Origin of the sequence: Burkholderia sp. LK4 (assembly GCF_001043615.1) — a bacterium.
In the GTDB taxonomy this organism is placed as follows: Bacteria; Pseudomonadota; Gammaproteobacteria; order Burkholderiales; family Burkholderiaceae; genus Burkholderia; species Burkholderia cepacia.
In genome coordinates, this window is the sequence record NZ_LDUL01000008.1 from 83,809 (window position 1) to 107,720 (window position 23,912).

The window sequence follows — 23,912 nt, forward strand, 5'->3', positions numbered from 1 at the left end:
CATGGAGACTGGACGGAGACACACATGACGGTACAGGCATTCCTGAACGCACGCGACTTTCTGCTGCGCCATCGCACCGACTACGAAACCGCGTACCGCGATTTCGAATGGCCGGTGCTCGACGCGTTCAACTGGGCGCTCGACTACTTCGACCCGATGGCGCGCGGCAACGACCAGCCCGCACTGTGGATCGTCGACGCGGCCACCGGCACGGGCGATCCGTATTCGTTCGCGCAGATGTCCGAGCGTTCGTCGCGGATCGCGAACTGGCTGCGCTCGATCGGCGTCGTGCGCGGCGACCGCATCCTGCTGATGCTGCCGAACCGTGTCGAACTGTGGGACGCGATGCTCGCCGCGATGAAGCTGGGCGCGATCGTCCTGCCCGCCACCACGCAACTGTCGCCCGACGACGTGCGCGACCGCGTGCAGATCGGCGGCGCGAAATACGCGATCGTCGACGAGAACGAAACCGCGAAATTCGACCAGCCCGACCTCGGCCTCGCGCAGAAGATCGTCGCGGGCGCGCCGCGCGCGGGCTGGCTCGCGATGAACGACGGCTATGCGGCGAGCGCCGAATTCGAGCCGGACGCCGTCACGCACGCGAACGATCCGATGCTGCTCTACTTCACGTCGGGCACGACGTCGAAGCCGAAACTCGTCGAACATACGCACCGCACCTATCCGGTCGGGCACCTGTCGACGATGTACTGGGTCGGCCTGCAGCCGGGCGACATCCACTGGAACATCAGCTCGCCGGGCTGGGCGAAACACGCGTGGAGCTGCTTCTTCGCGCCGTGGAACGCGCAGGCCTGCGTGTTCGCATTCAACTACGCGCGCTTCGAGCCGAAGGTGGTGCTCGATGCGCTCGTCAAATACCAGGTGACGACGCTGTGCGCGCCGCCGACCGTGTGGCGCATGCTCGTGCAGCAGCCGCTCGCGTCGTTCGACGTGAAGCTGCGCGAGATCGTCGGCGCGGGCGAGCCGCTGAATCCCGAGATCATCGAGCGCGTGAAGAAGGCGTGGGGCATCGCGATTCGCGACGGCTACGGCCAGACCGAAACGACCTGCCTGATCGGCAACTCGCCGGGCCAGCCGGTGGTCGCGGGCTCGATGGGCCGGCCGCTGCCCGGCTACCGCATTACGCTGCTCGACCCGGACGGCGCGCCCGTGACCGAAGGCGAGGTTGCGCTCCCGATCGGCGCCGACGTCACGCGCCCGGTGGGCCTGATGAAAGGCTATGCGAACAACCCCGATGCAACCGCCTACGCGATGCGCGACGGCCACTACCGCACGTCGGACATCGCGATGCGCGGCGACGACGGTTATTACGTCTACATCGGCCGCGCGGACGACGTGTTCAAGTCGTCCGACTACCGGCTGAGCCCGTTCGAACTGGAAAGCGTGCTGATCGAGCATCCGGCGATCGCGGAAGCGGCCGTCGTGCCGAGCCCCGACCCCGTGCGGCTGTCGGTGCCGAAGACCTTCATCACGCTGCGGCAGGGCTACGAGGAAAGCCCCGCGCTCGCGCTGGAGATCTTCCGTTTCTCGCGCGAGAAGCTCGCGCCGTTCAAGCGCATCCGCCGCCTGCAATTCGCGGAGCTGCCGAAGACGATCTCGGGGAAGATCCGCCGCGTCGAGCTGCGCCGCCGCGAGATCGAGCGCGGCGACGACGCGACCGCGCGCATGCCCGGCGAATACTGGGAAGAAGATTTTGCTGCCGAATTGAAATGACGTGACCGCGGGCCGCGCGCCGCATTCCGCGGCCGCCGCCCGCAGCCGAACTGAACCGGCCGCGCGGCGATTTCGCGCTTCGCGGCCCTCTGCAAGGAGAAGGGATCGATGAACGCGAATCCGACGCCCCGGACGGGGCAAGACGTGCCGACGGTCAAGCTGCTGATCGACGGCGCTTTCGTCGAGTCCGCCACGAGCGAGTGGCGCGACATCGTCAACCCGGCGACGCAGCAGGTGCTCGCGCGCGTGCCGTTCGCGACCGTCGAGGAAGTCGACGCGGCCGTGCAGGCCGCGCACGCCGCGTATGCGACGTGGAAGAACACGCCGATCGCCGCGCGCATGCGCATCATGCTGAAGTTCCAGGATCTGGTGCGCACGAACCAGCAGCGCATCGCGAAGACGCTGACGGCCGAGCAGGGCAAGACGATCCCCGATGCCGAAGGCGACATCTTCCGCGGCCTCGAAGTGGTCGAGCACGCGTGCTCGATCGGCTCGCTGCAGCTCGGCGAATTCGCGGAGAACGTCGCGGGCGGCGTCGATACCTACACGCTGCGCCAGCCGCTCGGCGTGTGCGCGGGCATCACGCCGTTCAACTTCCCCGCGATGATCCCGCTGTGGATGTTCCCGATGGCGATCGTCTGCGGCAACACGTTCGTGCTGAAGCCGTCCGAGCAGGACCCGATGTCGACGATGGAACTCGTCGAGCTCGCGCTCGAAGCCGGCGTACCGAAAGGGGTACTGAACGTCGTGCACGGCGGCAAGGAAGTCGTCGACGCGATCTGCACGCATCCGCTCGTGAAGGCGATCTCGTTCGTCGGCTCGACCGCCGTCGGCACGCACGTGTACAACCTCGGCAGCGCGCACGGCAAGCGCGTGCAGTCGATGATGGGCGCGAAGAACCATGCGGTCGTGCTGCCCGATGCGAACCGCGAGCAGACGATCAATGCGCTCGTCGGCGCCGGTTTCGGCGCGGCGGGGCAGCGCTGCATGGCGACGTCGGTCGCGGTGCTGGTTGGCGAAGCGCGCGACTGGCTGCCCGATCTCGTCGCGAAGGCAAAGCTGTTGAAGGTGAATGCGGGCGCGGAAGCCGGCACCGACGTCGGCCCGGTCGTGTCGAAGGCCGCGAAGGCGCGCATCCTGTCGCTGATCGAAGCGGGCGTGAGCGAAGGCGCGAAGCTCGAACTCGACGGCCGCGACGTGAAGGTGGCCGGCTACGAAAGCGGCAACTTCATCGGCCCGACGATCTTCTCGGGCGTGAAGACCGACATGTCGATCTACACGCACGAAATCTTCGGCCCGGTGCTCGTCGTGTTCGAAGCCGACACGCTCGACGACGCGATCGCGCTCGTCAACGCGAACCCGTTCGGCAACGGCGTGGGCCTGTTCACGCAAAGCGGCGCGGCCGCGCGCAAGTTCCAGAGCGAGATCGACATCGGCCAGGTCGGCATCAACATCCCGATCCCGGTGCCCGTGCCGTTCTTCAGCTTCACGGGCTCGCGCGGCTCGAAGCTCGGCGATCTCGGCCCGTACGGCAAGCAGGTCGTGCAGTTCTACACGCAGACCAAGACGGTCACCGCACGCTGGTTCGACGACGACACGACGGCCGGCCCGGTGAATACGACGATCCGGCTGCACTGAGCCGTGGAGGACACCAACATGAAAATCGGTTTTATCGGCCTCGGCCACATGGGCGCGCCGATGGCGCTGAACCTGCTGAAAGCCGGCCACGAAGTGCACGCGTTCGACCTGAGCGCCGACGCCTTGCGCGCACTGCAGGATGCCGGCGCGCAAGTGGCCGCGTCGCCGCGCGATGCCGCATCGGGCGCGACGTTCGTCATCACGATGCTGCCGGCCGCGCCGCACGTGCGCTCGGTGCTGTCCGGCGAGAACGGCGTGCTCGCCGGCCTCGGCGCGGGCGCGACCGTGATCGATTCGAGCACGATCGACCCGGCGAGCGCACAGGCGTTCGGCGCGCTCGTGCGCGAGCACGGCGGCGCGTTCGTCGATGCGCCCGTGTCGGGCGGCACCGGCGGCGCGGCGGCGGGCACGCTGACCTTCATGGTCGGCGGCAGCGACGCGGATTTCGAGCGCGTGAAGCCCGTGCTCGCGGGCATGGGCAAGAACATCGTCCATTGCGGTGCGACGGGGATGGGGCAGGTCGCGAAGGTCTGCAACAACCTCGTGCTCGGCATCTCGATGGCGGCGGTGTCCGAGGCGATGTCGCTCGGCGTCGCGCTCGGCATCGACCCGAAGGTGCTGGCGGGCATCGTCAACACGTCGACGGGCCGCTGCTGGAGCTCGGACACCTACAACCCGTATCCGGGCGTGATCGAGACCGCGCCGTCGTCGCGCGGCTACTCGGGCGGCTTCGGCACCGACCTGATGCTGAAGGATCTCGGCCTCGCGAACGATGCCGCGAAGCAGGCGCGCCAACCCGTCTATCTCGGCGCGCTCGCGCAGCAGCTGTACCAGACGATGAGCAGCCGTGGCGACGGCCAGCTCGATTTCTCGGCGGTGATCCGCCTGTACCAACCGGCCAGCAAGAAGGACGCGTCATGATCGAACTGGACTACGTCGACGACGGCGCGATCGCGTGCGCGACGCTCAAGCGTCCGCCCGCGAACGCCTTTACCGCCGACGGGCTGCGGCAACTGCAGGACACCGTCGCCGAACTGAATGCGAACCCGCGCGTGCGCGCGCTGGTGGTCACGGGCGACGGCCCGAAATTCTTCAGCGCGGGTGCCGACCTCAACACCTTCGCCGAAGGCGACCGCGCGGTCGCGCGCGCGATGGCGTCGCGTTTCGGCGCGGCGTTCGAGGCGCTGCACGACGCGCGTGTCGTGACGATCGCGGCGATCAACGGCTACGCGATGGGCGGCGGCCTCGAATGCGCGCTCGCGTGCGACCTGCGGATCGCCGAGACCCATGCGCAGATGGCGCTGCCCGAGCCGTCGGTCGGCCTGCTGCCGTGCGGGCTCGGCACGCAGACGCTGCCCTGGCTCGTCGGTGAAGGCTGGGCGAAGAAGATCATCCTGACCGGCGCGCGTGTCGACGCGGCCACCGCGCTGCGCATCGGCCTCGTCGAGGACGTCGTGGAGTCGGGCGCGTCGCGTGATGCGGCGCTGGCGCTGGCGCGCAACGTCGCGCGGCAGAGCCCGCACGCGGTCGCGTACAGCAAGGAGCTGATCGGCCTCGCGCGCCGCGGCGTGCCGCGCGGCGCGGCGCTCGCGGTCGAGCGCGAACGCTTCGTCGACCTGTTCGATACCAGCGATCCGCGCGAAGGCGTGGCCGCGTTCCTCGGCAAGCGCGCGCCGCAGTGGCACACCGACGGGGAGGGGCAACGATGAGCACGCCGGTCACGAATCACGACGCGTTCGTGGAGCATGCCCCCGAGGTGCTGTTCCGCGTGGTGAATCGCGTGGCGCTGATCACGCTGAACCGGCCGGCCGCGTTGAACGCGCTGTCGTACGCGATGATCGGCGAGCTGGCCGCGCTGCTCGAACGCTGCCGCCATGACGACCAGATCGTCGCGGTCGTGTTGCGCGGAGCGGGCGAGAAGGGCTTCTGCGCGGGCGGCGACGTGCGCGCGCTATCCCGGATGGTCGCGCAGCGCGAGACCTGGCTGCCGTTCTTCGTCGACGAATACCGGCTCGACTACGCGATCCATACGTTCCCGAAGCCGGTGGTCGCGCTGATGGACGGCGTGACGATGGGCGGCGGGATGGGCCTTGCGCAGGGCGCCGCGTTGCGCGTCGCGACCGAGCGCAGCAAGATCGCGATGCCGGAAACGCGCATCGGCCTCGTGCCCGATGTCGGCGCGACGCATTTCCTGTCGCGCATGCCGGTCGAACTCGAGCTGTACGTCGGGCTGACCGGCGCGATGCTGTCGGGTGCCGACGCGCTGACCGCGAAGCTCGCGGATCTGTGCGTGCCGTCCGCGTGGCTCGACACGTTCGAGACGCGCATCGAAAGCGTCAAGTGGGAAGGCGATGCGCTGCCGCTGCTGCGCAAGGTGTTCGAGCCCCCGTGCAACGTCGTGCCGCATGCGGCGCTCGACGGGCAGATGCCGTGGATCGTGCGTCACTTCGACAAGCGCTCGACCGTCGAGCGGATCGTCGCGACGCTGACGCAAGATCTCGCGCGCGAGGAACTGTCGCGCGAGCACCGTCAATGGCTGCAGGCGACGCTCGATGCGCTCACGGGCCATTCGCCGACGATGCTGTACGTGACGCGCGAGGCGCTGCTGCGCGGCCGGCAGATGACGCTCGCCGAATCGTTCCGGATGGAGCTCGGCATCGTCGCGCGCGCGATCGAGGAAGGCGACTTCTGCGAAGGCGTGCGCGCGCATCTCGTCGACAAGGATCGCAAGCCACGCTGGGCGCCCGCGTCGCTCGTCGAACTGCGCGCCGAACGCGTGCGGCATTTCCTCACGTCGCCGTGGAAGCTGTTCGCGCATCCGCTCGCCGATCTCGGCGCGGCGTGATCTTTGCGTGACGACCCGGCGCGCCGCATGGCGCGTCGGTTTCCACTCGTCTCAGCGCGCTTCGTCCGGGCGCTCGATCATCGGCGGCACCGCCTGCGCGAGCGCGTCGATCACGCAGCGCGTCTTGCGCGGCAGGTAGCGCGTCTTCGGCCAGATCGCGTGAATGTCGCCTTCGCAGACGAAGCAGCGATCGAGCACGACCACCATCTCGCCGCGCTTCACGTAATGGTCGAGCAGCCAGCTCGGCACCCACGCGATCCCGAACCCGGCCGCACCGGCCGCGGCGATCGCCTGCACGTCGTCGAAGCTCAGTTGATGCGGCATGTCGATTCGCACCGTCGAGCCGTCCGGCGCGCGCAAGTCCCACGGCTGCACCACGCCCGAACGCGAATACGCGATCGTCCGGTGGTGCTTCAGGTCGTCGAGCGTCTTCGGCATCCCGTAGCGCGCCAGATACGACGGCGCCGCGCCGAGGCTGCCGTACTGCGTGCCGAGCCGCCGCACCGCGAGGCTCGTGCTGTCCGCGAGCGTGCCGATCCGCACCGCGAGATCGATGCCTTCCTCGACGAGATCGACGAAACGGTCGGTGATCGACACGTCGATCCGCAGATGAGGATAGTTGCGCGCGAGATCGAGCACGATCGGCGTCACGCAGTGGTGCCCGAACGCGAGCGGCACGCTCAGCCGCAGCTTGCCGCGCGCTTCGTGGCGGCCGCAGTCGAGATCGGCTTCCGCCGCTTCCAGCTCCGCCAGCGCGCGCACGCATCGGTCGTAGTACGCCTGGCCGTCGTCGGTCAGGCTCTGGCTGCGCGTCGTGCGCTGCAGCAGCCGTGCGCCGAGCCGCTTCTCGAGCCGCGCGATCGCCTTGCCGACCGCCGAACGCGTCATGTCGAGCCGCTCCGCGGCCAGCGCGAAGCTGCCGGATTCCACGACCTGGACGAAGGTCGTTACGCCGTCGAGTCTGTCGGTCATCGCGGGTTGTGTGCTGCGTCAATTGGGTCCTGAGATTCCCCAGTGCATGGAAATGCGCGCGCCAATGGGGAGGTGAATTCTCACTATAGTACCGATTCCCGCCCAGCGTGCGTCGCCGGCCGCACGCGGCGAATCCTACTTACCTGGAGGCGCGCGGCCCGTTGCCGGGCCGCCGCGCAATACGCATGACGCTATCCGACTCCCGCAGGAATGCGGTCGCGCTCGCGGCCGTCTGTCTCACGTCGCTGATGTTCGGCCTCGAAATCTCGAGCGTGCCGGTGATCCTGCCGACGCTCGAACACGTGCTGCATGGCGATTTCAACGGCATGCAGTGGATCATGAACGCGTACACGATCGCGTGTACGACCGTGCTGATGGCGGCCGGCACGCTCGCCGACCGCTTCGGCCGCAAGCGCGTGTACGTGATTGGCACCCTGCTGTTCGGCGCGACGTCGCTGCTGTGCGGGCTCGCGCCGAACGTGCCGGTGCTCGTCGCGGGCCGGCTGCTGCAGGGCGCCAGCGGCGGCGCGATGCTGATCTGCCAGATTGCGGTGCTGTCGCACCAGTTCCGCGAGGGGCGCGAGCGCGGCCGCGCATTCGGGATCTGGGGGATCGTGTTCGGCATCGGGCTCGGTTTCGGGCCGATCGTCGGCGGCGCGATCGTCGCGCTGGCGAACTGGCCGTGGGTGTTCCTCGTCCATGCACCGCTCGCGGCCGTCGCGCTCGCGCTGATCGGCGGCGCGGTGCAGGAGTCGCGCGATCCGCACGCGGGCAGCCTCGACGTGGCGGGCATCGTCACGCTGTCGCTCGCGGTGCTCGGCCTGGCCTTCTACATCACGCAAAGCGCGGAACTCGGGCTGACGAGCGCCGCCGGCCTCGGCGTGCTCGGCGCGACCGTGCTGGCGGTGGCCGGCTTCTTCCTCGCGGAACGCGCGAGCGCGCGGCCGATGTTCGACTTCTCGGTGTTCCGGATCCGCGCGTTCACCGGCGCGATCTTCGGCTCGATGGGGATGAACTTCAGCTTCTGGCCGTTCATGATCTACCTGCCGATCTGGTTTCAGGTGGCGCTCGGCTACGACAGCGTGACGGCCGGCCTCGCGTTGCTCGCGTACACGCTGCCGACGCTGGTCGCGCCGCCGTTCGGCGAACGGCTCGCGCTGCGCTACGGGCCGGGCGTCGTGATCCCGGGCGGCTTGTTCACGATTGCCGCCGGTTTTGTGCTGATGCGGATCGGCAGCGCGGCCGACCACGCAAGCTGGGTGACGATGCTGCCCGGCTGCGTGATCGCCGGCATCGGGCTCGGGCTCACGAACACGCCGGTGACCAATACGACGACGGGTGCGGTGCCGAGCGCGCGGGCGGGGATGGCGTCGGGCATCGACATGAGCGCGCGGATGATCTCGCTCGCACTGAATATCGCGGCCATGGGCTTCGTGCTGGTCGCGGGGATCGTCGCGAGCCTGAAGGGCGGTGTCGCGGGCACGATCGGCGACGGGGCGCTGCGCCGGCTCGCGCAGGAGATTGCTTCCGGGCGAACCGACGGGCTGCACGAGATCGCACCGGCGCTCGCACAGGCCGACCCGACCGGCGCGGCGTTGCATGCGGCGCTCGTGCACGGGTTCGGCTGGGTGATGGTGTACGGCGCGGCCGGCGTGGCCGTGCTCGCGACGGCGAGCGCGGTGGCGTTCGCGCCGGCGCGGCGCGGGGCGGCCGTGTGCGAATGACGCCGCGCATGGCCGGCGGGGCAGGGGCGGCCGGCCCGGTGCGCGGGCCGGTCAGGACATCCCGCCGCCGAGCGCGCGGTACAGCGTCATCTGGTTGTTGAGCCGGTCCAGCCGCGTCTGTTCGTCGGCGCTTTGCGCATCGCGCAGCCGCTGCTGCTGGTCGAGCCACGGTTGCACGGCGGTCGCGCCGGCCGCGAACTGCGCGGCGGCGAGCCGTTCGGCGCGCCGCGCCTGTTCGAGCGACAGCGCGCGCTGTTCGGCCTCGCGTTCGAGCTGGACGCGCGCCGACAGCGCGTTCTCGACTTCCGCGAGTGCCGTGTAGAGCTTCTGCCGGAACCCGACGACGGCCTCCTCGTACTGCGTCTTCGACACCTTGATCTGCAGCTGCATCGTGTTCCACTGGATGAACGGCAGGGCGAGGCCGAGCCCGAGCGTGCCGACCGGATTCGCGAGCACGCGCTCGAGGCTCGTGCTCGACGTGCCGGCCGCGCCGGTCAACGTGAAGGTCGGGTAGAAACTGGTACGTGTCGCGTCGACCTGCGCGAGCGATTCGCGCAGCCTGAATTCCGCCGCGCGCAAGTCGGGGCGCCGGCCGAGCAGGCTGGCCGGCAGGCCGGCCGCGACCTCCGGCGGCGGCGCGTCGGGCAGTGCCGGCGGTTCGGCCGCGCGCTGTTGTGGCGGCCGGTCGAACAGGATCGCGAGGGCGTGACGGTTCTCGGTACGCTGCTGGATCAGGCGTGTCTGCGCGGCCCGTTGCGTGGCGAGGCTTTGTTCGGCCTGTGCAAGGTCGAGCCCCGACACGGCGCCGGCCGTGTGTCGTGACCGGACGACCGCGAGCGTGCGGACCGCATACGCGATGTTCGCGTCGCCGAGCGCGATCTGCCGGTTCAGGAAGCCGATCCGCCAGTACAGCGACGCGGTCGTGCCGATCAGCGACAGCCGCGCGGCTTCGAGATCGGCGGCCGTCGCGTCGGCTTCCCAGCGCGCGGCGTCGCGCAGCGCGGCCAGCCGGCCCCACAGGTCGATTTCATAGCTGAGCGAAGCGTTCGCGTTGCTCGACCGGCGCATCTGGTGCGTATCGAGCGTGCGCGACACGGCACCGTTCGCGCCGAGCGTCACGTTGGGCGTCAGGTTCGTATTCGCGAGCCCGGCCTGCAGTTGCGCGCGGTACACGCGGATCGCCGCGATCGCGAGGTCGTTGTTGGCGCGCAGCGCGTCGTCGATCAGCGTGTCGAGTTGCGGATCGCCGAAGCTGCGCCACCAGTCGCGCGTCGTGGCCGGTGCGTCGGCGGAAACCGGCGCCGCCCAGTTCGCGGGCATCGCGACGGCGGGCAGCGGGTCATGGCGCGCGCCCGCGCAGCCGGCGAGCAGCGCGGCCGCGCATGCGAATGCGCCGAGGCGCTGGAGCGGTGAGGAATGCGTCATGGCGGGCCTTGCGTCAGTCGCGCGCGAGCGCATCGATCGGATCGAGCCGCGATGCGTTGCGCGCGGGCATGAAGCCGAATATCACACCGGTGAGCGTCGAGCAGACGAACGCGGTCACGATCGCGCCGGCCGAGAACACCATCTTCCACTGCGCGACGAACATCGAGAACAGCGCGCCGAGCCCGAATGACAGCACGATGCCGATCGTGCCGCCGAGCAGGCAGACCAGCACGGCCTCGACGAGAAACTGCTGCAGGATGTCCGACTGGCGCGCGCCGACCGCCATCCGGATGCCGATTTCGCGCGTGCGCTCGGTAACCGACACCAGCATGATGTTCATCACGCCGATCCCGCCGACGACGAGCGAGATCACGGCGATCAACGACAGCAGCAGCGTCAGCGACTGGCCCGTCTTCTCGACGGTCTTCACGACGCTGTCCATGTTGTACGTGAAGAAGTCCTTGCGGCCGTGGCGCTGCTTCATCAGCGTTTCGAGGCTCTTTTCGGCGGCGGCGCTCGGCTGCCCGTCGCGCACGCGCACGGTGATGCTGTCGAGATAACGCTGCCCGAAGAGGCGCCCGCTCGCGGTCGTGTACGGCACCCACACGTTCAGGCTCTTCACGCTGCCGAACGCGCTCTTCTTGTCCGCCGTCACGCCGATCACGACGCACGGCACGTTGTCGACCAGGATCACTTCGCCGATCGGGTTGCGCGTCGCGCCGAACAGCTTGCGGCGCGTGTTCTGGTCGATCACGGCCACCTGCACCTGGCGGCGCACTGCATCCTCATCGAATGCGACACCGAGCGCCAAACGCATCCCGCGCGCCTGGAAGAAGCGGTCGCCGACGCCGCTCACGAGCGCGTTCACGTCGACGTTGCGGTAGCGCAGCAGCAGCGTGCGCGACGTTTCGGGCGTCGCGCTGTCGACATACGGCTGCTCGGCGAGCGCGGCGACGTCGGCGGGCACGAGCGTCTGGATCGCATCGGCGCGGCTGTCGCCCCAGTCGGTGCCCGGGTAGATGTTGATCGTGTTCGTGCCGATGCTGCCGATCTCGTCGAGCATGTAGCGCTTCGCGCCTTCGCCGATCGCGACGATCGACACGACCGACGTGATGCCGATGATGATGCCGAGCATCGTCAGCAGCGTGCGCAGCCGGTGCGACACGAGTGCGATCCACGCCATCCGGCAGGCCTCGGCGAAGCGTCCGGAGCCGGCCGCGAAGCGGCGCACGCGCGGGGCGGCATCGGCCTGCGGATCGGGGGCGACTGCCGCGGGCGGCGACAGCGTGTCGTGACGATCGCGGGTGGATGGTGTGCCGGTGGCCGTTTCGCTCGCTTCCGCTGCATCTGTGCCCGCGGCTGCTTCCGCGAGGGCTTCCGCATGGTGGCGGTTCGGCCGGTCGGCGACGATCTCGCCGTCGCTGATCTCGATGATGCGCCGCGCATGGCGCGCGACGGCCTTGTCGTGCGTGACGATGACGATCGTGTGGCCGAGCGCGTTCAGCTCGTGCAGGATGCGGATCACGTCCTGGCCGCTTTTCGTGTCGAGCGCGCCGGTCGGTTCGTCGGCGAGGATCACGTGGCCGCCGTTCATCAGCGCGCGTGCGATGCTCACGCGCTGCTGCTGGCCGCCGGACAGTTGCCCGGGGCGATGGTGCGCGCGATCCGCGAGCCCGAGGCGCGCGAGCAGCTCGCGTGCACGCGCGTGCCGCTCCGCGCGCGGCGTGCCGGCATAGATCGCGGGCATTTCGAGGTTCGCGACGGCGTCGACGTGCGGCAGCAGGTGATAGCGCTGGAACACGAAGCCGAAGTGCTCGCGACGCAGTTGCGCGAGCTCGTCGCTGTCGAGCATGTGCGTGTCACGTCCGCCGACCGTGTAGGTGCCTTCGCTCGGGTGGTCGAGGCAGCCGAGGATGTTCATCAGCGTCGACTTCCCGGAGCCCGATGCGCCGACGATCGCGACGATCTCGCCCGCGTGGATCGACAGGTTGACGTTGTTCAGCACGACGACGTCCTTGTCGCCGGCCGGAAAGCGTCGTGTGACGGCGGAGAGTTTCAGCAGGGGCTGGCTCATCGTCACACCACGTCCGCCAGCGGCGCGTGGTCGTCCGCGGACGCTTCGCCGATCACCACGCGTTCACCGTCCTTCAGGCCGGCCAGCACTTCGACGCGCACGTTGTTGTTGATGCCGATGCGGACGTTGCGCGTTTCCGTGCTGCCGTCGGCGCGCAGCACGCGCACCGCGTAGGTGCCGTCCTTGCGTTTCTCGCCGAGCGCGGCGGCCGGAATGCTGAGCGCGTTGCGCGCGTTGCCGAGCACGATGTTGACCTGCGCGGTCATCGAGATGCGCAGCCGGTGCTCGGGATTCGGCACCTCGAACAACGCGTTGTAGAACACCGCCGAATTCGGTTTCGCGCCGCCGCCCGCGCCGCCGCCGAGCGCGCCTTGCGTTTCGGCGTAGTTCTGCGGCGCCGGCTCGATCGCGCGCAGCTTGCCGTAGTGGCGCCTGTCCGGTTCGCCCAGGATCGTGAAATACGCGGTCTGGCCGGCGTTCACGCGGATCACGTCGGCTTCCGACACTTGCGCCTTCACGGTCATCGTGTCGAGATCCGCGAGCTTCAGGATCACCGGCGCCTGCTGTTGCGCGATCACCGTCTGGCCTTCCTGCGTGACGATCGCGACGACCTGGCCGTCGATCGGCGCGACGATGCGCGTGTAGCCGAGGTTGGCCTGCGCGGTCTCGATCTGGATGCGGGCCGAGCGGATCTGCGCGGCGAGCGACGCGAGCGTCGCGCGCTGCACGTCGAGCGTCGCGCGCGCGGCTTCGAACGACTCGCGCGACGTCGCGTCGTCGGGCAGCATGGCCCGCTGGCGCCGGAACGCGAGTTCCGCCTGCGTGAGTTGCGCGGCGGTCGATTGCTGCTGCGCGCGCAGGCTTTCTTCGCTGGCGCGTGCCTGGCGCAGCGCGTTTTCCGAGAGCACGGGGTCGATCTCGGCGAGCCACTGGCCTTTCGTGACCTTGTCGCCGAGCTTGACCTTCAGCGATTTCAACTGCCCCGAGACTTGCGCGCCGACGTCGACCTGCCTGAATGCCTGCAGTGCACCGGTGGCCAGCACCGCGTTTTCGAGGTCGCCGCGCGAGACGGGCGCGGACAGGTATTGCGGATGCTTGTCGGGTGCGCACGCCTTCAGCGTGACACCGGTGGCGATCGCGACGATGGCGAGGGAAGCCAGCACGATGCGCCGGCGGCGATGGGTCTTCTGAGTCATGAGAGCGCAGCGAGGATGAAGCGGGCGCCGGCGATGCGTGCGGCCGACCGGGACGATCCGGCCGGCGTCGCATGCAGGGCGTGTCGCCCGCGACGGAATCCGCGTACGCATCGCGCGGGCGTGCCGATTCGAATCAGGCGCTCATGGTAAGCGAGGAATTCACGACAAATCGTGTGGAAATTGTGCTGAATTGTGCGGACGCCGCGCCGGAGCGGGGGCCGCGCGACGTCATTGTTGCGATCTGTGAAGTCTGCGGACGACGGCCCGCGTGCGTACCGCGCTCCGCGTTATCGCTGCGCGGCGACGAGTGCCATCATCGGCCGGTCGCGTTCCTCGTCGAGTGCGGGCAGGGCATCGACCTGTTCCTGCGTCGGCCCCCATTCGTCCAGGTGCGTGAGCGTGAAGCCGCCGCCGATCAGCAGGTTCACGAGCGTGCCGAGCGTGCGGTGCTGCTTGACGACGCCCGGCGCGAGCCAGTCGGTCACGCGTTCGCCTTCGCGCTGATAGCCGTCGAGCGGCCACGAGCGGTTGCCCTGCGCGTCGACGACGAAACCGGGCCGGCGCGGTGCCGTATAGACCGGATGCTCGATCGAGAACACGAGCCGCCCGCCCGGCACGAGCGCACGATGGAGCGTGCGGAACAAGGTATCGAGGTCTGCGATGTAATGGAACGCGAGCGAACTGTACGCGAGATCGAACGCGGCATCCGGCAGCGCGAGCGTTTCGAGGTCGGCGCGGCGGTACGTGATCGCCGGATGCGCGGCGCTCGATGCCGCACGTTCGAGCATGCGCTCGGACACGTCGATGCCGAGCACGCTTGCCGCGCCCTGGCCCGCGGCCCAGCGGCTGAACCATCCGTAGCCGCAGCCGAGGTCGAGCACGCGGTGACCGTGCAGGTCGGGCAGCAGCGCGCGCAGCGCGGGCCATTCGGGGGCGCCGTCGAGTCCGTGGATCGAGCGGTTCAGGCGGCTGTAGCCTTCGAAGAAGGCCGGGTCGTCGTAGATGTTCTGCGTCATGCGTAGGGCCTCGTGCGGGCAGGGTGCGCGGTGTCGCGCGCCCGGTTCCGCGAGCTTACGCGTGCTGCCCGTTCGCGTCGATCCGGCGTTGCGTGTCGGCGTCGACGATGTCGCGGATCGCGCTGAACAGCGGTGCGGCGTCGGTATAGCGGCGGCCGTAGCCGAGATTGAACGCGTAGTCGAAACCGGGCGGATTGCGGCCCTGGGTGTGCTGCAGGATCGTCTCCAGCTTGTCGAACGCTTTTGCCGCGCGCGCTTCCGGCGACGCGGCCGCTTCGTATTCATCCCACAGTGCGACGATCTCGTCGCGCTGCGCCGGATCGAGCGGCGCGGTCAGCGTCAGCAGGTCGTCGCGTTCGTGCGCGCTCTTGTCGGGGTGCGCGGCCTGCTCGATCGCGGGGATGTCGCCGTGCAGCGCCTCGCCGAGATCGTGGACGACGCACAGCTTCAGCAGCTTCAGCGTGTCGATGCCGGGCAGCGCGTCGGCGAATACGAGTGCCATCAGGCACAGCCGCCAGCTATGCTCGGCGGTGCTTTCCGCGCGCCCGGCCGACGTGTGGCCGCTGCGCAGCACATCCTTCAGGCGTTCGGCTTCGCGCAGGAACGCGAGCCGCGCGTGGATCGTATCGGGGTTCATGGTCGGTGTCCGTGCGATGAGCCGTCAAGCGTAAGGCGGCCACGCACGGTTCGTCCACGCATGAAATATGCGCGGGGTCGTACTACAGCGTTTCCACGAGCCGCGCGGCCGACCCGTCCGACAGCGTCATCCGTGTCCACCGGCACAGGCTGCCGTGGATCGGCACGACGCGCGACGCATTCGCGCCGGTGTCGAATTCGACGCTCGGCGGTCCCGCGCGATCATGCCAGCCGAGCGTGTCGAGCGCGGTTTCCATGCGGACGATTTCCGGCGTCGCATAGCGCCACAGCGACGTGCCGAGCAGCATCGACAGCGGTTGCGAGAATTCGGCTGCTCGCGCAGGCGAACAGGCGAGCAGCCGGTGCGTGAGGTCGCACACGAGATGCATGCGGCCCGCGCTGCCCGCGACGAGCCGCGCAAGCGCGTGATCGCCGGCGGAATCGAGGCGCGCGGCGAGCAGCCGTTCGGCCGTCGCGCGTTCGCCGGGCGACATCTGTTGCAGGCCGGCTTCCCAGCGCGAGATCGTCGACTGCGCCACGCCGAACAGTTCCGCCGCGTGGCTCTGTTTCACGCGGTGCAGCGCACGCCAGCGCTTGAGTTGCGGGCCGAGTGGCGGCGTGTGTAGCGGTGAGGCAGACATGGCGATGCTCCGTTCGGTGTGTGCGTCGCGTGGCGGCTGCGGTGGATGGAATCGTCATTCCTGCGGCGCCTGAAGCACGACGAGTTCGACCGGAACCAGTGCCGCGCCGCCGACGACGAGATCGCCATCGGCGGTGGCGGTGATCGGCGTGGGTTGCATCGTGAGATTCAGGCCCGCCAGTGCTGTTGTCACATGCCGGGCAGGGATCGTGTACGGCCGGTCGAGCAACTGGGCGGCGACCTTCGGCGGTATGTCGAAACCCTGGGTGGAATAACGCATACCGGCGATATTGCCCTCGAGCGCGAAACCGTCCCGCACGGCGACGTACCCGTGCGCGACCGCTGCCAGCCGATCGATTGCCGAAGCGCCATCCGGCAGCACGACACGGTAATGGCCTTTGACATGCCCGCCGATCGCCTGCAATTCGGTAAACGACCAACGCAGCGACGCCCGGTAGCGGGACGACAAGGCCGACCGCAGCGTGTCCGGCAGATCGAGGACGAAGTGCACGGGGCGACCCAGCACGACCAGCTTCGTATGGTCTGCGGTGGTCATGAAGCCGGATACCACTTCGTCGTACGGCGCGTCCCGCACCAGCCCCGACTTGAACAGCTGATCCTCGGATGGCGGTGGCTCGGCTTGCGCCTGCGGCTTGTGACAGCCCGGCAGCGCGACGCAGCCCGCGGCAAATGCGGCGGCGAGCCACCGTCGGCGTGCGATCGATATGGTCATGGTCTCGTCCCGTCTTGTGCGGTTTGGTCTTTTGACGCCCTCGGAAGCCGGATTCTCGCGTATCCGCCGCGCGTTGTCGAACGGGAAATCTGCCTGGGCAGCGCTCGCAATCCGGCCCTGTCCAGCGGCATGCTGCGCTCTCCCGACCCGCCGCCAACGTTTTCGTCGCGCTTTCAACCGCCTCCGGCATATCTTATTATTCGGCCAGTGCGGAGGCGTACCGGCCGCCAACGGTCATGTCGAGGCATGACGCGCCGGCATGAATGACCGCTTTTCGGCCGGTGCGTCGCTCGACGCGCGGTCGAAACGACAGGACCCGCGTGGCCAGCGCGTGTCCCCAAAAAAATCACGAGAGGGCGCGATGGTACGACTGGTCTTGCTGCTGCTGGGCATCGAATACTTGCGCACCCGCTGGCGCGGGCTGACCGCACTTGGCTGGGTGTGGGTCGTTGCGGGTGTGGTGATCTTCGTCGACGCGCTCGACGGCGCGCTGCATTTTCCGATCCAGATCTTCGCGTGGCTGTTCCTGATCGAGGGGCTCGCGACGCTCGCGGTGGCCGGCAGCGGCGTCGGCGGGCAGCGCGTCCTGCGCTACGTGAAGGGGATCGCGGTCGTGGTGGCCGCCGGGCTCGTGTTCGCGGGGCATCATCACGGCCATTTCCTGCTGTCGATGATCTTCGGCACGCTGTTCCTCGTCGACGGGCTGCTGCAGTGCACAGCCGCGTGGATGGTGCGCTATCGCCGCTGGAACGTCGCCTTCGCCTGGGGCGTCGTCGAAATCCTGCTGGCGATCTTCTTCTACCAGCCGTACCCGACCCACTACGTGGGCACCGTGCCGTACTGCCTCGGCCTGCTGCTGATATTCGGCGGGATGCACATGCTGAGCCTCGCCGCACGCGTGCGGCGACTGACGCGCAATCCGGCGTTCGCGACCTCGCCGGCGCCGGCACTCGCGCCGGACCTCGACGATGCGCGCGACCTGCCGCATTTTTCCCAATCCGAATGGGACGGCCCGCCGGCCGACGGCGAGCATGCGCTCACCGTGCACGTGTGGACGCCGACCGGCACGTCGAAAGCCGAAGCGCAACGCTACCCGGTGATCGACCGCTATATCGCGGCGGTGGACGTCAACGGCGTGATCTCGACCGGGCACGCGGCGCTGGAATCGCCGGAGGGCATCTATATCAGCCTGTATCCGGGCGTCGAAATCGATCGTTCTCCGGACGAATTCACGCGCATCCTGCGTGCAACCCGCGAAAACGACGTGCCGGGCCTGTTCCAGCCCGACTACGCGACCGAGTCGAAGGCATGGTGCCCGTCGACCGTGCGCGTGCGGATCCGCAACTACGATCCGGCGAAGCTGGACGCGTTCTGGTCGTCGTACCGGCAGAACGTGACGTACAACCTCACGCACCGCAACTGCTCGAGCACCGTGTCGAACGCACTCGAAGCCGCGCTCGACGGCGCGGTGTGGCGGCTGAAGGGGGCGCGCGCCGGATGGGGCGCGTTCGTGCGCTTGCTGCTCACGCCCGAGCTGTGGGTTGCCGCGCAGATCCGCAAGCGCGCGGTGACGATGGCATGGACGCCCGGGCTCACGCTCGACTATGCGCGCGCGCTCAGCATGCTTGCCGACCCGCGGCCGTTTGCGTGGTGGAAGGTCGCGCGCTCGGCCGTGAAGGCGATCATGGAGTCGCGCCGCACGTGGCGCGAGCAGGACAACGCGGCGCTGTCGCCACGCGGATCGGAGGCTGCGTCGTTGAAGTGACCGCGTGCCGCCGGACGAGGGCCCGGCGTCACTGAGGCCGCCACCGCGCGGCCCGGCGATGTTGCCCGCCACAAGAACCCACAGATACGAACAACAATGAACAAGACGAGCGCATTCCGCATCCTGATTCCCGCCGTGCTGGCGCTGACGAGCGCCGGTTTCGCGCAGGCGAGCGCGGACGAAGTGCCGCACATGAGCGACGACGTGTACCGCACCTCGGTGTCGTTCTGCTCGAACGTCGCGGCTGCGGAGAAGATCGCGTGCCAGGGCGACATGATCGCCGCGGGCAGCCGGATCGTCGCGGCGATCGGCGGCCTGCCGCCGGCATCCGCCGTGTCGATCGACGAAGGCGCGCGCAACAAGCTGCCGGCGGCGGAGCGCAAGGGGCTCGCGCCTGTCGAGCCGCGCGCGATCGACAAGGACGACGACGTTGCCGGTCTCGCCGGCATGGTGCGCCTGTGCGACGTGTACGAATCCGAACCGGCATCGCGTGCGCGGCATCACGCAGCGTTGAAGCAGCAGGCGCCGGATGCGGCACCGCGCGTCGAGGCGTTGCTGGCCGATGCGTCGACGGCGGCGCGCCAGCGCGTCAGCATCGGCGTGTGGCAGATCCTCGCGCTCGAAGGCCCCGAAGCGTCCGCCCGCGCGTGCACGCAGCTCGGCACTGGGTCGTGAGTGCCTGTTCGCCACGGATGCCTGTCGTGTGTTCATCGACGCGCGGCCGTCGATCGTGCCGAGTCCGGCGGACCGTGACGGTCAGCCGCTGACGATCGTGGCCGGCCTGACCCGTATCGGCTTGCCGAGCGTCCGCGCGACCGGAGAAGCCTGCACCGCGTCGCGCACGAGTGTCTGCTGCGCGTGCGACAGCGGCGCCGCGAAGCGCAGTGCGATGTCGAAGCCCGTTTCGTGGTCGAGGCGATCGACGGTGACGTCCGCCGTGCACGCGGGCAGAGTCACGCCCGCGCGTCGTGCGGCCAGGTCGATCGACATGCAGACGCAGGCCGCGAGCGCGCTTTCGAGCAGTTCGTGCGGCCGCATGCCGGCGTCGCCGCCCTGGCCGTCCTTGTGCGTGTCCGAGCGCACGACGCTGCGCCCGTTGCCGATCTCGACGCAATATGGCTTGCCGAGCCGTGTCGCGGTCACCATGGCGATGCTCCGTTGCAGGATGAGGGTGGCGACACGGTACGCCGGCGTCGCGTGCGGCGGAAGGCAACCGCTGGTACCGGTACCGGATGTAACCGGCTCGGCGGCGACCCGCGCATTCTTTCGTCCACCTTCACATTCGTGCCACGTTGCGACGGCAACAATCGCGGTCGGACATTCGACAACCGTGCGGCGCATCCCGCGACCGCATGCCTTTTCCGAGGAAACACGCCATGCTCAAGACGCTCGCCCGCGCCGCTGCCGCACTCGCCGTTGCTTCCGTGTCGCTGCACGCCGCCGCGCAGACCAGCTACGACTACCTGTTGCTCGCCGCATCGTGGGAGCCCGGCTTCTGCGCGTCGCACGACATGCCGGAATGCACGAACCTCGCCGGCTCGTATGCGGCGACGAGTCTGTCGCTGCATGGCCTGTGGCCGAATCGTTATGACGGCAACCAGCCGTTCTACTGCGGCGTGCCGCAGAACGACATCGACCTCGACAACGCGCACCAGTGGTGCAGCATGGACGCCTACCCGATCAGCAGCGCGACCCGCAACACGCTGTCGACGTACATGCCGGGCGTCGCGTCGTGCCTCGACAAGCACGAATGGTTCAAGCACGGCACCTGCTCGAACTCGGCGACGCCCGATGCGTACTGGAACCAGGCGTCCGGCATGATCAGCCGGCTCGGCAATACGTCGTTCAACGCATTCCTGCAGGCGAACGCGGGCAAGACGGTCACGCGCAACCAGTTGCTGTCTGCATTCGAAGGCGCGTTCGGCAGCAACACGCGCAGCGCGGTGTCGCTGAAGTGCACGAAGACGAATGGCGTCAGCTATTTCACCGAAGCATGGATCGCGGTGAAGACCAATGCGACCGCGCAGTTCCCGAGCGCCGCGTCGCTCGTGACCGACGGCAATACGCAGGGCACGTGCCCGACGTCGGGTGTGTTTATCGCGAAGTGACGCGGAAGAGGGAGGCGGCGCGCGCGGCATCGCGCACGCCGTCGCCCGTTACGGGTTCGGCGGGACGCTCGACCACGGCAGCCGGGCCTGGTGGCCGTCACCCTGCAGGTCGACTCGGGGGATGACGTTGGCCTGTCACGCTCGCGTGCGCGCGTGCGTTTACGCGAGCAGCTGCAACGCGTCTTCGAGCGACAGTACCGTCGTGCGCGATTCGAAGGCGGTGGCGAACAGGTGTTCGTGAACCACCGGGTCCGGGTCGTAGCAGCAATCCTTGACCGTAAAGAGGCGGAAGTCCGCATCGCTCGCGTGGGCGACCGACGACAGCATCACGCCCGTCGACGCGATGCCGACCATGATCAGCGAATCGACGCCTTGCTCGACCAGGCGCGCTTGCAGATCGGTGCCGAAGAACACGCTGGCGCGGTGCGCGACGATCAGCGGCTCGTCGGCCTGCCGACCCAACTCCGGGCATGGGCCGTCGTCGATGAAGCGGCCGAGCTGCTTGATGCCCTGGCCGTTCTTGTTGCGCGGGCTGACTTCCGGATAGCCGGGACTGAACCGGAGGTTCGCGAACCAGACGCCGATGCCGCTTGCCCGCGCCGCGTCGCAGAGCCGGCGCGTATTGGCGAGCAAACCGGGCGCGTCCGACGGAAAGAGGCCGAGGATGTCGGTCTGGTAATGCATGACGAGCAGCGCGGTGCTTGACGGCACGATGGCGGGAATCGGGGCGGATGGGGCGTCCCCGGGGTTCGTGCGGGGGGCCGTTGTTGCGATTTCCGGTGCGGTTTGCCGAGTCATGAACGAGGGTCTCCGATAGCTCGCGGGGAATTTCAGCGTCCCCGATTTGTACCGGAAAATCGGGGTGGCCGCCGATGCGATTTTCGTAGGGGCATTTTGTTGCGTCGCGCGGTGGTCTCCGTCACGCCGGCGCCACGTTTGTGCGCAGCCGCAATTAGAGACCAACGGTCGTTCGCGGTGAATCTGAAACCGGTGGCGCATCAGCACGGCCCGGATCTGCCCGAGGGCTGACACGCATCGTTGCACGCAACGTCGCTGCCAGAAAGGATGTGTGAATACGTCCAACGCAACATACGTATGCGGCGACCGTTCAAACTGAAGGAAGCGTCGATATGCGTTCGATCGACATCGTGTCCGTTGTTGCCGAAAATACCGGCCTATTCGTCGCGGGTGGGGGCCGGACAAGCCGCTGCCACGGCACTAGTTGTCTTTACTCCTGACCGGGGTGCGCAATACGCTCACCGACTTTTCGATATCCCTCAAAGAGCGTGAGACTGCCGTCTTGGTCCCTCGATACCCTAATCGTTTTCCCGCGAGGTAGCTCGTAGTCCCCCACACGTTGATCTACGGCCGAGATGCAGGAGAGGTGTTTGAGTGTGTCGTATTCAAATGCCCCTGCACCACATTCAATGCCGAAAATTTTCCACGAGTGGGGTAGCTCTCCCGAAATCGACTCTGAGACGGTACCGTCGACAGCGTGCGCCTTGACGCGGGCTCCAGCAGGGAGATCGAGTTCGCGGTCTCGAAACCCGGAGGCAAGCGTGCACTCCACGTCGTCCAGATATTTTTCGTGGTCGAAGAAGGTGCGCTCCTTACGATGTGTAAATTGGCCGGGTGCACACTCGATCCCGCCGATCGACGCCGGCTTCGCAAGCGTCCCGTAATAAATGTAGCTCGTGCTGTCGTCGGAACGTAGCACGTAGAAGTCGCCGCTCACGTTCAGTCCCAGAAGCGGTGTGTTCGACGGGACGGTGCCGCTTTTGACCGAATGGGGTGAATTCACTTCGAGAACGACCGTTGAGCCGGGCGGAAACGTCATTCCGTCAAATACCGTTGCCCGTGTGAGGTGGTGGGTGTACCAGGCGCTTATAGCATGGTCATAGCTGTCAGCAATTGAACGATGGTTGGCAAATGCGATAGCCTGCACGAACACCAGGCAGCAGAGAAATACGACGCCGCGTCTCCATGTCTTATGCGCTCGAACGCGACTGTTTAACCCGAAGGCCGCGACGATCAGCGTGACCGGTATGGTGGCGGCAAGCGCCAGAAAAAACAGAATCGCCCAGTCTGATATCCCGTATAACGCCACGATCGAGTCTCCGTTTGATCAGTTTCTGCCACGATCCTCGTTGAAGTGCTGTCCGTATCGACCAGACCCTGATGTCGGGCAGATGTGCAGCGAGCATAGCTTATGTGTCGGGGCCGCTATTGAAAACACCGTGGTCCGGGCGATTCGCCAAGCGTGCGTTGCTTATCCGCACGCCTTTGGAGTTTCGATTGTGTTACTGCTTTTGCAGCTGAATTAACCATGTCTGACTTCGCCCGGCTCTAAAAAATCGACCTTCCCGAATAAGTCGTCAACCACTCCAACGCCAGCGTCCCCGCACTCCGTGAATGTAAACCGTTGGCGACCGGATCAGAATATTGAACCACTGGTGTAGGTTGCCAATTGCTCAAGCCCCTGAGCGCATGTGTTCAGGAAATATGGCTCTCATGTGACTCCTTTGGCACGGACGGGACGGGCGAGCGGCACGCCTCCTTTGGCGTCCGAGATTGGCCACAAGAGGGCCGCTTACCGACGTGTCAGGATTGTCGACAATGTTGCGGAATCGATAAACAAATGCGTCGGATTGAAAGTAGCGCGATCAGGCATTCGTGACCTTCGCTGCTGTCACGGTCACCTCGACCAGCCAGCCGGGCTCGACAAGCCCAACTACCTGTGCGCGAGTCCGGACCGGCAGGTTTGGTTGCACTGCCGAACCAAAATATTCAGCATAGACACTCGAGAAACGCTCGTAGTCCGGGGCACCGCCGCTCGCGGGATCAGCGACGAAAAGCGCTTGCACGGCAATCACATCCCCCAATGCATACCCTTTTCTTTCGAGGATTCGCTGGATTTGATCCAGCACACTTTTAGTCTGTGTTTGTATATCACCGAAATAGTCGATCGTGTGCGGCTCGGCATCGAGGTTCGACGGCAGTGCGCCTATCCCGCTCAACGTAATGGTTGTCGCGCATGCAGGGATCTCGATTGCTTCCGAAAATTCGCGTGCCCACGATTCTTCGAGATACGCGGGGGTGGGGTGCCGCACAATGGTGACGCTCATCAGGTGCTCCAGAGGTGAGACTGACGGTCCTGGTGCCGTCAGTTGAATTGCCTTTCCGTGACGTACATCTGCCACTTGCGACGAGCCCGCTCGTTGTCGATGCGGATATCGAGGCTGTGTCGACGGGGAATAATACGGAGGTATCGACGATCGGGAAAATGAATTGATTCGATAAAATCATTCGACAGCGTCGATCGATGCTGCTGCGTCTGCCTAAGCCCACTGGGAGACATATGGAACTGCGCCACCTTCGCTATTTTCGGGGGTGTCAGGATTTCCGTGTT

Annotated in this window: 22 protein-coding genes; 9 read left to right on the forward strand and 13 right to left on the reverse strand. The window is 67.4% G+C overall.

From position 1 onward, the window contains the following. Window positions 1-24: 24 nt before the first annotated feature. From VK92_RS04005 to VK92_RS04025, 5 genes are all read left to right on the forward strand, one after another. Complete coding sequence (locus tag VK92_RS04005; protein ID WP_048024749.1) at window positions 25-1,731, forward strand: AMP-binding protein; 1,707 nt, start codon at window positions 25-27, stop codon at window positions 1,729-1,731. A 108-nt stretch (window positions 1,732-1,839) separates the two neighbouring features. Beyond that, entirely contained in the window at window positions 1,840-3,369 is a 1,530-nt protein-coding gene (locus tag VK92_RS04010; protein ID WP_048024748.1) for a CoA-acylating methylmalonate-semialdehyde dehydrogenase, read from the forward strand. 18 nt (window positions 3,370-3,387) lie between these two features. Then, entirely contained in the window at window positions 3,388-4,290 is a 903-nt protein-coding gene (gene mmsB, locus VK92_RS04015) for a 3-hydroxyisobutyrate dehydrogenase (protein WP_027789614.1), read from the forward strand. After that, window positions 4,287-5,078, forward strand: coding sequence for an enoyl-CoA hydratase (locus VK92_RS04020; RefSeq protein ID WP_048024746.1), 792 nt, complete (start codon window positions 4,287-4,289; stop codon window positions 5,076-5,078). The genes mmsB and VK92_RS04020 overlap by 4 nt, the downstream gene beginning before the upstream one ends. After that, on the forward strand, window positions 5,075-6,214 hold the full coding sequence (locus VK92_RS04025) for an enoyl-CoA hydratase/isomerase family protein (protein ID WP_048024744.1): 1,140 nt from the start codon (window positions 5,075-5,077) through the stop codon (window positions 6,212-6,214). The genes VK92_RS04020 and VK92_RS04025 overlap by 4 nt, the downstream gene beginning before the upstream one ends. Before the next feature lie 51 nt (window positions 6,215-6,265). Here VK92_RS04025 and VK92_RS04030 read toward each other — a convergent pair whose 3' ends face one another. Further along, a complete protein-coding gene (locus VK92_RS04030) occupies window positions 6,266-7,186 on the reverse strand; it encodes a LysR family transcriptional regulator (protein ID WP_048024742.1) in 921 nt (306 codons plus the stop codon). A 185-nt stretch (window positions 7,187-7,371) separates the two neighbouring features. Here VK92_RS04030 and VK92_RS04035 point away from each other — a divergent pair, with 185 nt between their 5' ends. Then, window positions 7,372-8,910 carry an MFS transporter gene (locus VK92_RS04035; protein ID WP_048024739.1) on the forward strand — a complete coding sequence of 513 codons (1,539 nt, stop codon included), beginning with the start codon at window positions 7,372-7,374 and terminating at the stop codon, window positions 8,908-8,910. A gap of 51 nt (window positions 8,911-8,961) precedes the next feature. On the opposite strand, the gene VK92_RS04040 is transcribed toward VK92_RS04035, so the two are convergent. The 7 genes from VK92_RS04040 to VK92_RS04070 form a co-directional block, all read right to left on the reverse strand. Next, entirely contained in the window at window positions 8,962-10,335 is a 1,374-nt protein-coding gene (locus VK92_RS04040) for an efflux transporter outer membrane subunit (RefSeq protein WP_048024738.1), read from the reverse strand. 13 nt (window positions 10,336-10,348) lie between these two features. After that, on the reverse strand, window positions 10,349-12,409 hold the full coding sequence (locus VK92_RS04045; RefSeq protein ID WP_048024736.1) for a MacB family efflux pump subunit: 2,061 nt from the start codon (window positions 12,407-12,409) through the stop codon (window positions 10,349-10,351). Window positions 12,410-12,411: 2 nt separating this feature from the next. Further along, the gene (macA, locus tag VK92_RS04050) at window positions 12,412-13,605 is read right to left on the reverse strand and encodes a macrolide transporter subunit MacA (protein WP_048024735.1); all 1,194 of its coding nucleotides are present in this window, start codon (window positions 13,603-13,605) and stop codon (window positions 12,412-12,414) included. A 287-nt stretch (window positions 13,606-13,892) separates the two neighbouring features. Continuing rightward, window positions 13,893-14,621: a class I SAM-dependent methyltransferase gene (locus VK92_RS04055; protein ID WP_048024733.1), complete on the reverse strand. Its 729-nt coding sequence runs from the start codon at window positions 14,619-14,621 to the stop codon at window positions 13,893-13,895. A 55-nt stretch (window positions 14,622-14,676) separates the two neighbouring features. Then, the gene (locus tag VK92_RS04060; protein ID WP_048024732.1) at window positions 14,677-15,258 is read right to left on the reverse strand and encodes an HD domain-containing protein; all 582 of its coding nucleotides are present in this window, start codon (window positions 15,256-15,258) and stop codon (window positions 14,677-14,679) included. An 82-nt stretch (window positions 15,259-15,340) separates the two neighbouring features. Then, window positions 15,341-15,898: a helix-turn-helix domain-containing protein gene (locus tag VK92_RS04065; RefSeq protein ID WP_048024730.1), complete on the reverse strand. Its 558-nt coding sequence runs from the start codon at window positions 15,896-15,898 to the stop codon at window positions 15,341-15,343. A gap of 54 nt (window positions 15,899-15,952) precedes the next feature. After that, the gene (locus VK92_RS04070) at window positions 15,953-16,630 is read right to left on the reverse strand and encodes a hypothetical protein (RefSeq protein ID WP_048024729.1); all 678 of its coding nucleotides are present in this window, start codon (window positions 16,628-16,630) and stop codon (window positions 15,953-15,955) included. A 361-nt stretch (window positions 16,631-16,991) separates the two neighbouring features. Here VK92_RS04070 and VK92_RS04075 point away from each other — a divergent pair, with 361 nt between their 5' ends. Together VK92_RS04075 and VK92_RS04080 are read left to right on the forward strand one after the other, a co-directional pair. Further along, on the forward strand, window positions 16,992-18,395 hold the full coding sequence (locus VK92_RS04075) for an HdeD family acid-resistance protein (protein ID WP_048024728.1): 1,404 nt from the start codon (window positions 16,992-16,994) through the stop codon (window positions 18,393-18,395). 96 nt (window positions 18,396-18,491) lie between these two features. Next, window positions 18,492-19,070, forward strand: coding sequence for a hypothetical protein (locus tag VK92_RS04080; RefSeq protein ID WP_021162777.1), 579 nt, complete (start codon window positions 18,492-18,494; stop codon window positions 19,068-19,070). 81 nt (window positions 19,071-19,151) lie between these two features. Here VK92_RS04080 and VK92_RS04085 read toward each other — a convergent pair whose 3' ends face one another. Next, complete coding sequence (locus VK92_RS04085) at window positions 19,152-19,541, reverse strand: OsmC family protein (RefSeq protein WP_048024726.1); 390 nt, start codon at window positions 19,539-19,541, stop codon at window positions 19,152-19,154. Between the two features lie 230 nt (window positions 19,542-19,771). Here VK92_RS04085 and VK92_RS04090 point away from each other — a divergent pair, with 230 nt between their 5' ends. Continuing rightward, window positions 19,772-20,503 carry a ribonuclease T2 gene (locus VK92_RS04090; RefSeq protein ID WP_048024724.1) on the forward strand — a complete coding sequence of 244 codons (732 nt, stop codon included), beginning with the start codon at window positions 19,772-19,774 and terminating at the stop codon, window positions 20,501-20,503. A gap of 159 nt (window positions 20,504-20,662) precedes the next feature. Here VK92_RS04090 and VK92_RS04095 read toward each other — a convergent pair whose 3' ends face one another. The 4 genes from VK92_RS04095 to VK92_RS42785 all read right to left on the reverse strand — a co-directional run. Continuing rightward, the gene (locus tag VK92_RS04095; protein ID WP_048024722.1) at window positions 20,663-21,301 is read right to left on the reverse strand and encodes an isochorismatase family cysteine hydrolase; all 639 of its coding nucleotides are present in this window, start codon (window positions 21,299-21,301) and stop codon (window positions 20,663-20,665) included. A 430-nt stretch (window positions 21,302-21,731) separates the two neighbouring features. Then, on the reverse strand, window positions 21,732-22,610 hold the full coding sequence (locus tag VK92_RS04100) for a hypothetical protein (protein WP_048028257.1): 879 nt from the start codon (window positions 22,608-22,610) through the stop codon (window positions 21,732-21,734). Window positions 22,611-23,166: 556 nt separating this feature from the next. After that, window positions 23,167-23,628: a Rid family hydrolase gene (locus tag VK92_RS04105; RefSeq protein ID WP_053076289.1), complete on the reverse strand. Its 462-nt coding sequence runs from the start codon at window positions 23,626-23,628 to the stop codon at window positions 23,167-23,169. Between the two features lie 38 nt (window positions 23,629-23,666). Further along, a partial coding sequence (locus VK92_RS42785) for a hypothetical protein (RefSeq protein WP_048028255.1) occupies window positions 23,667-23,912 on the reverse strand: 246 nt, incomplete at its 5' end.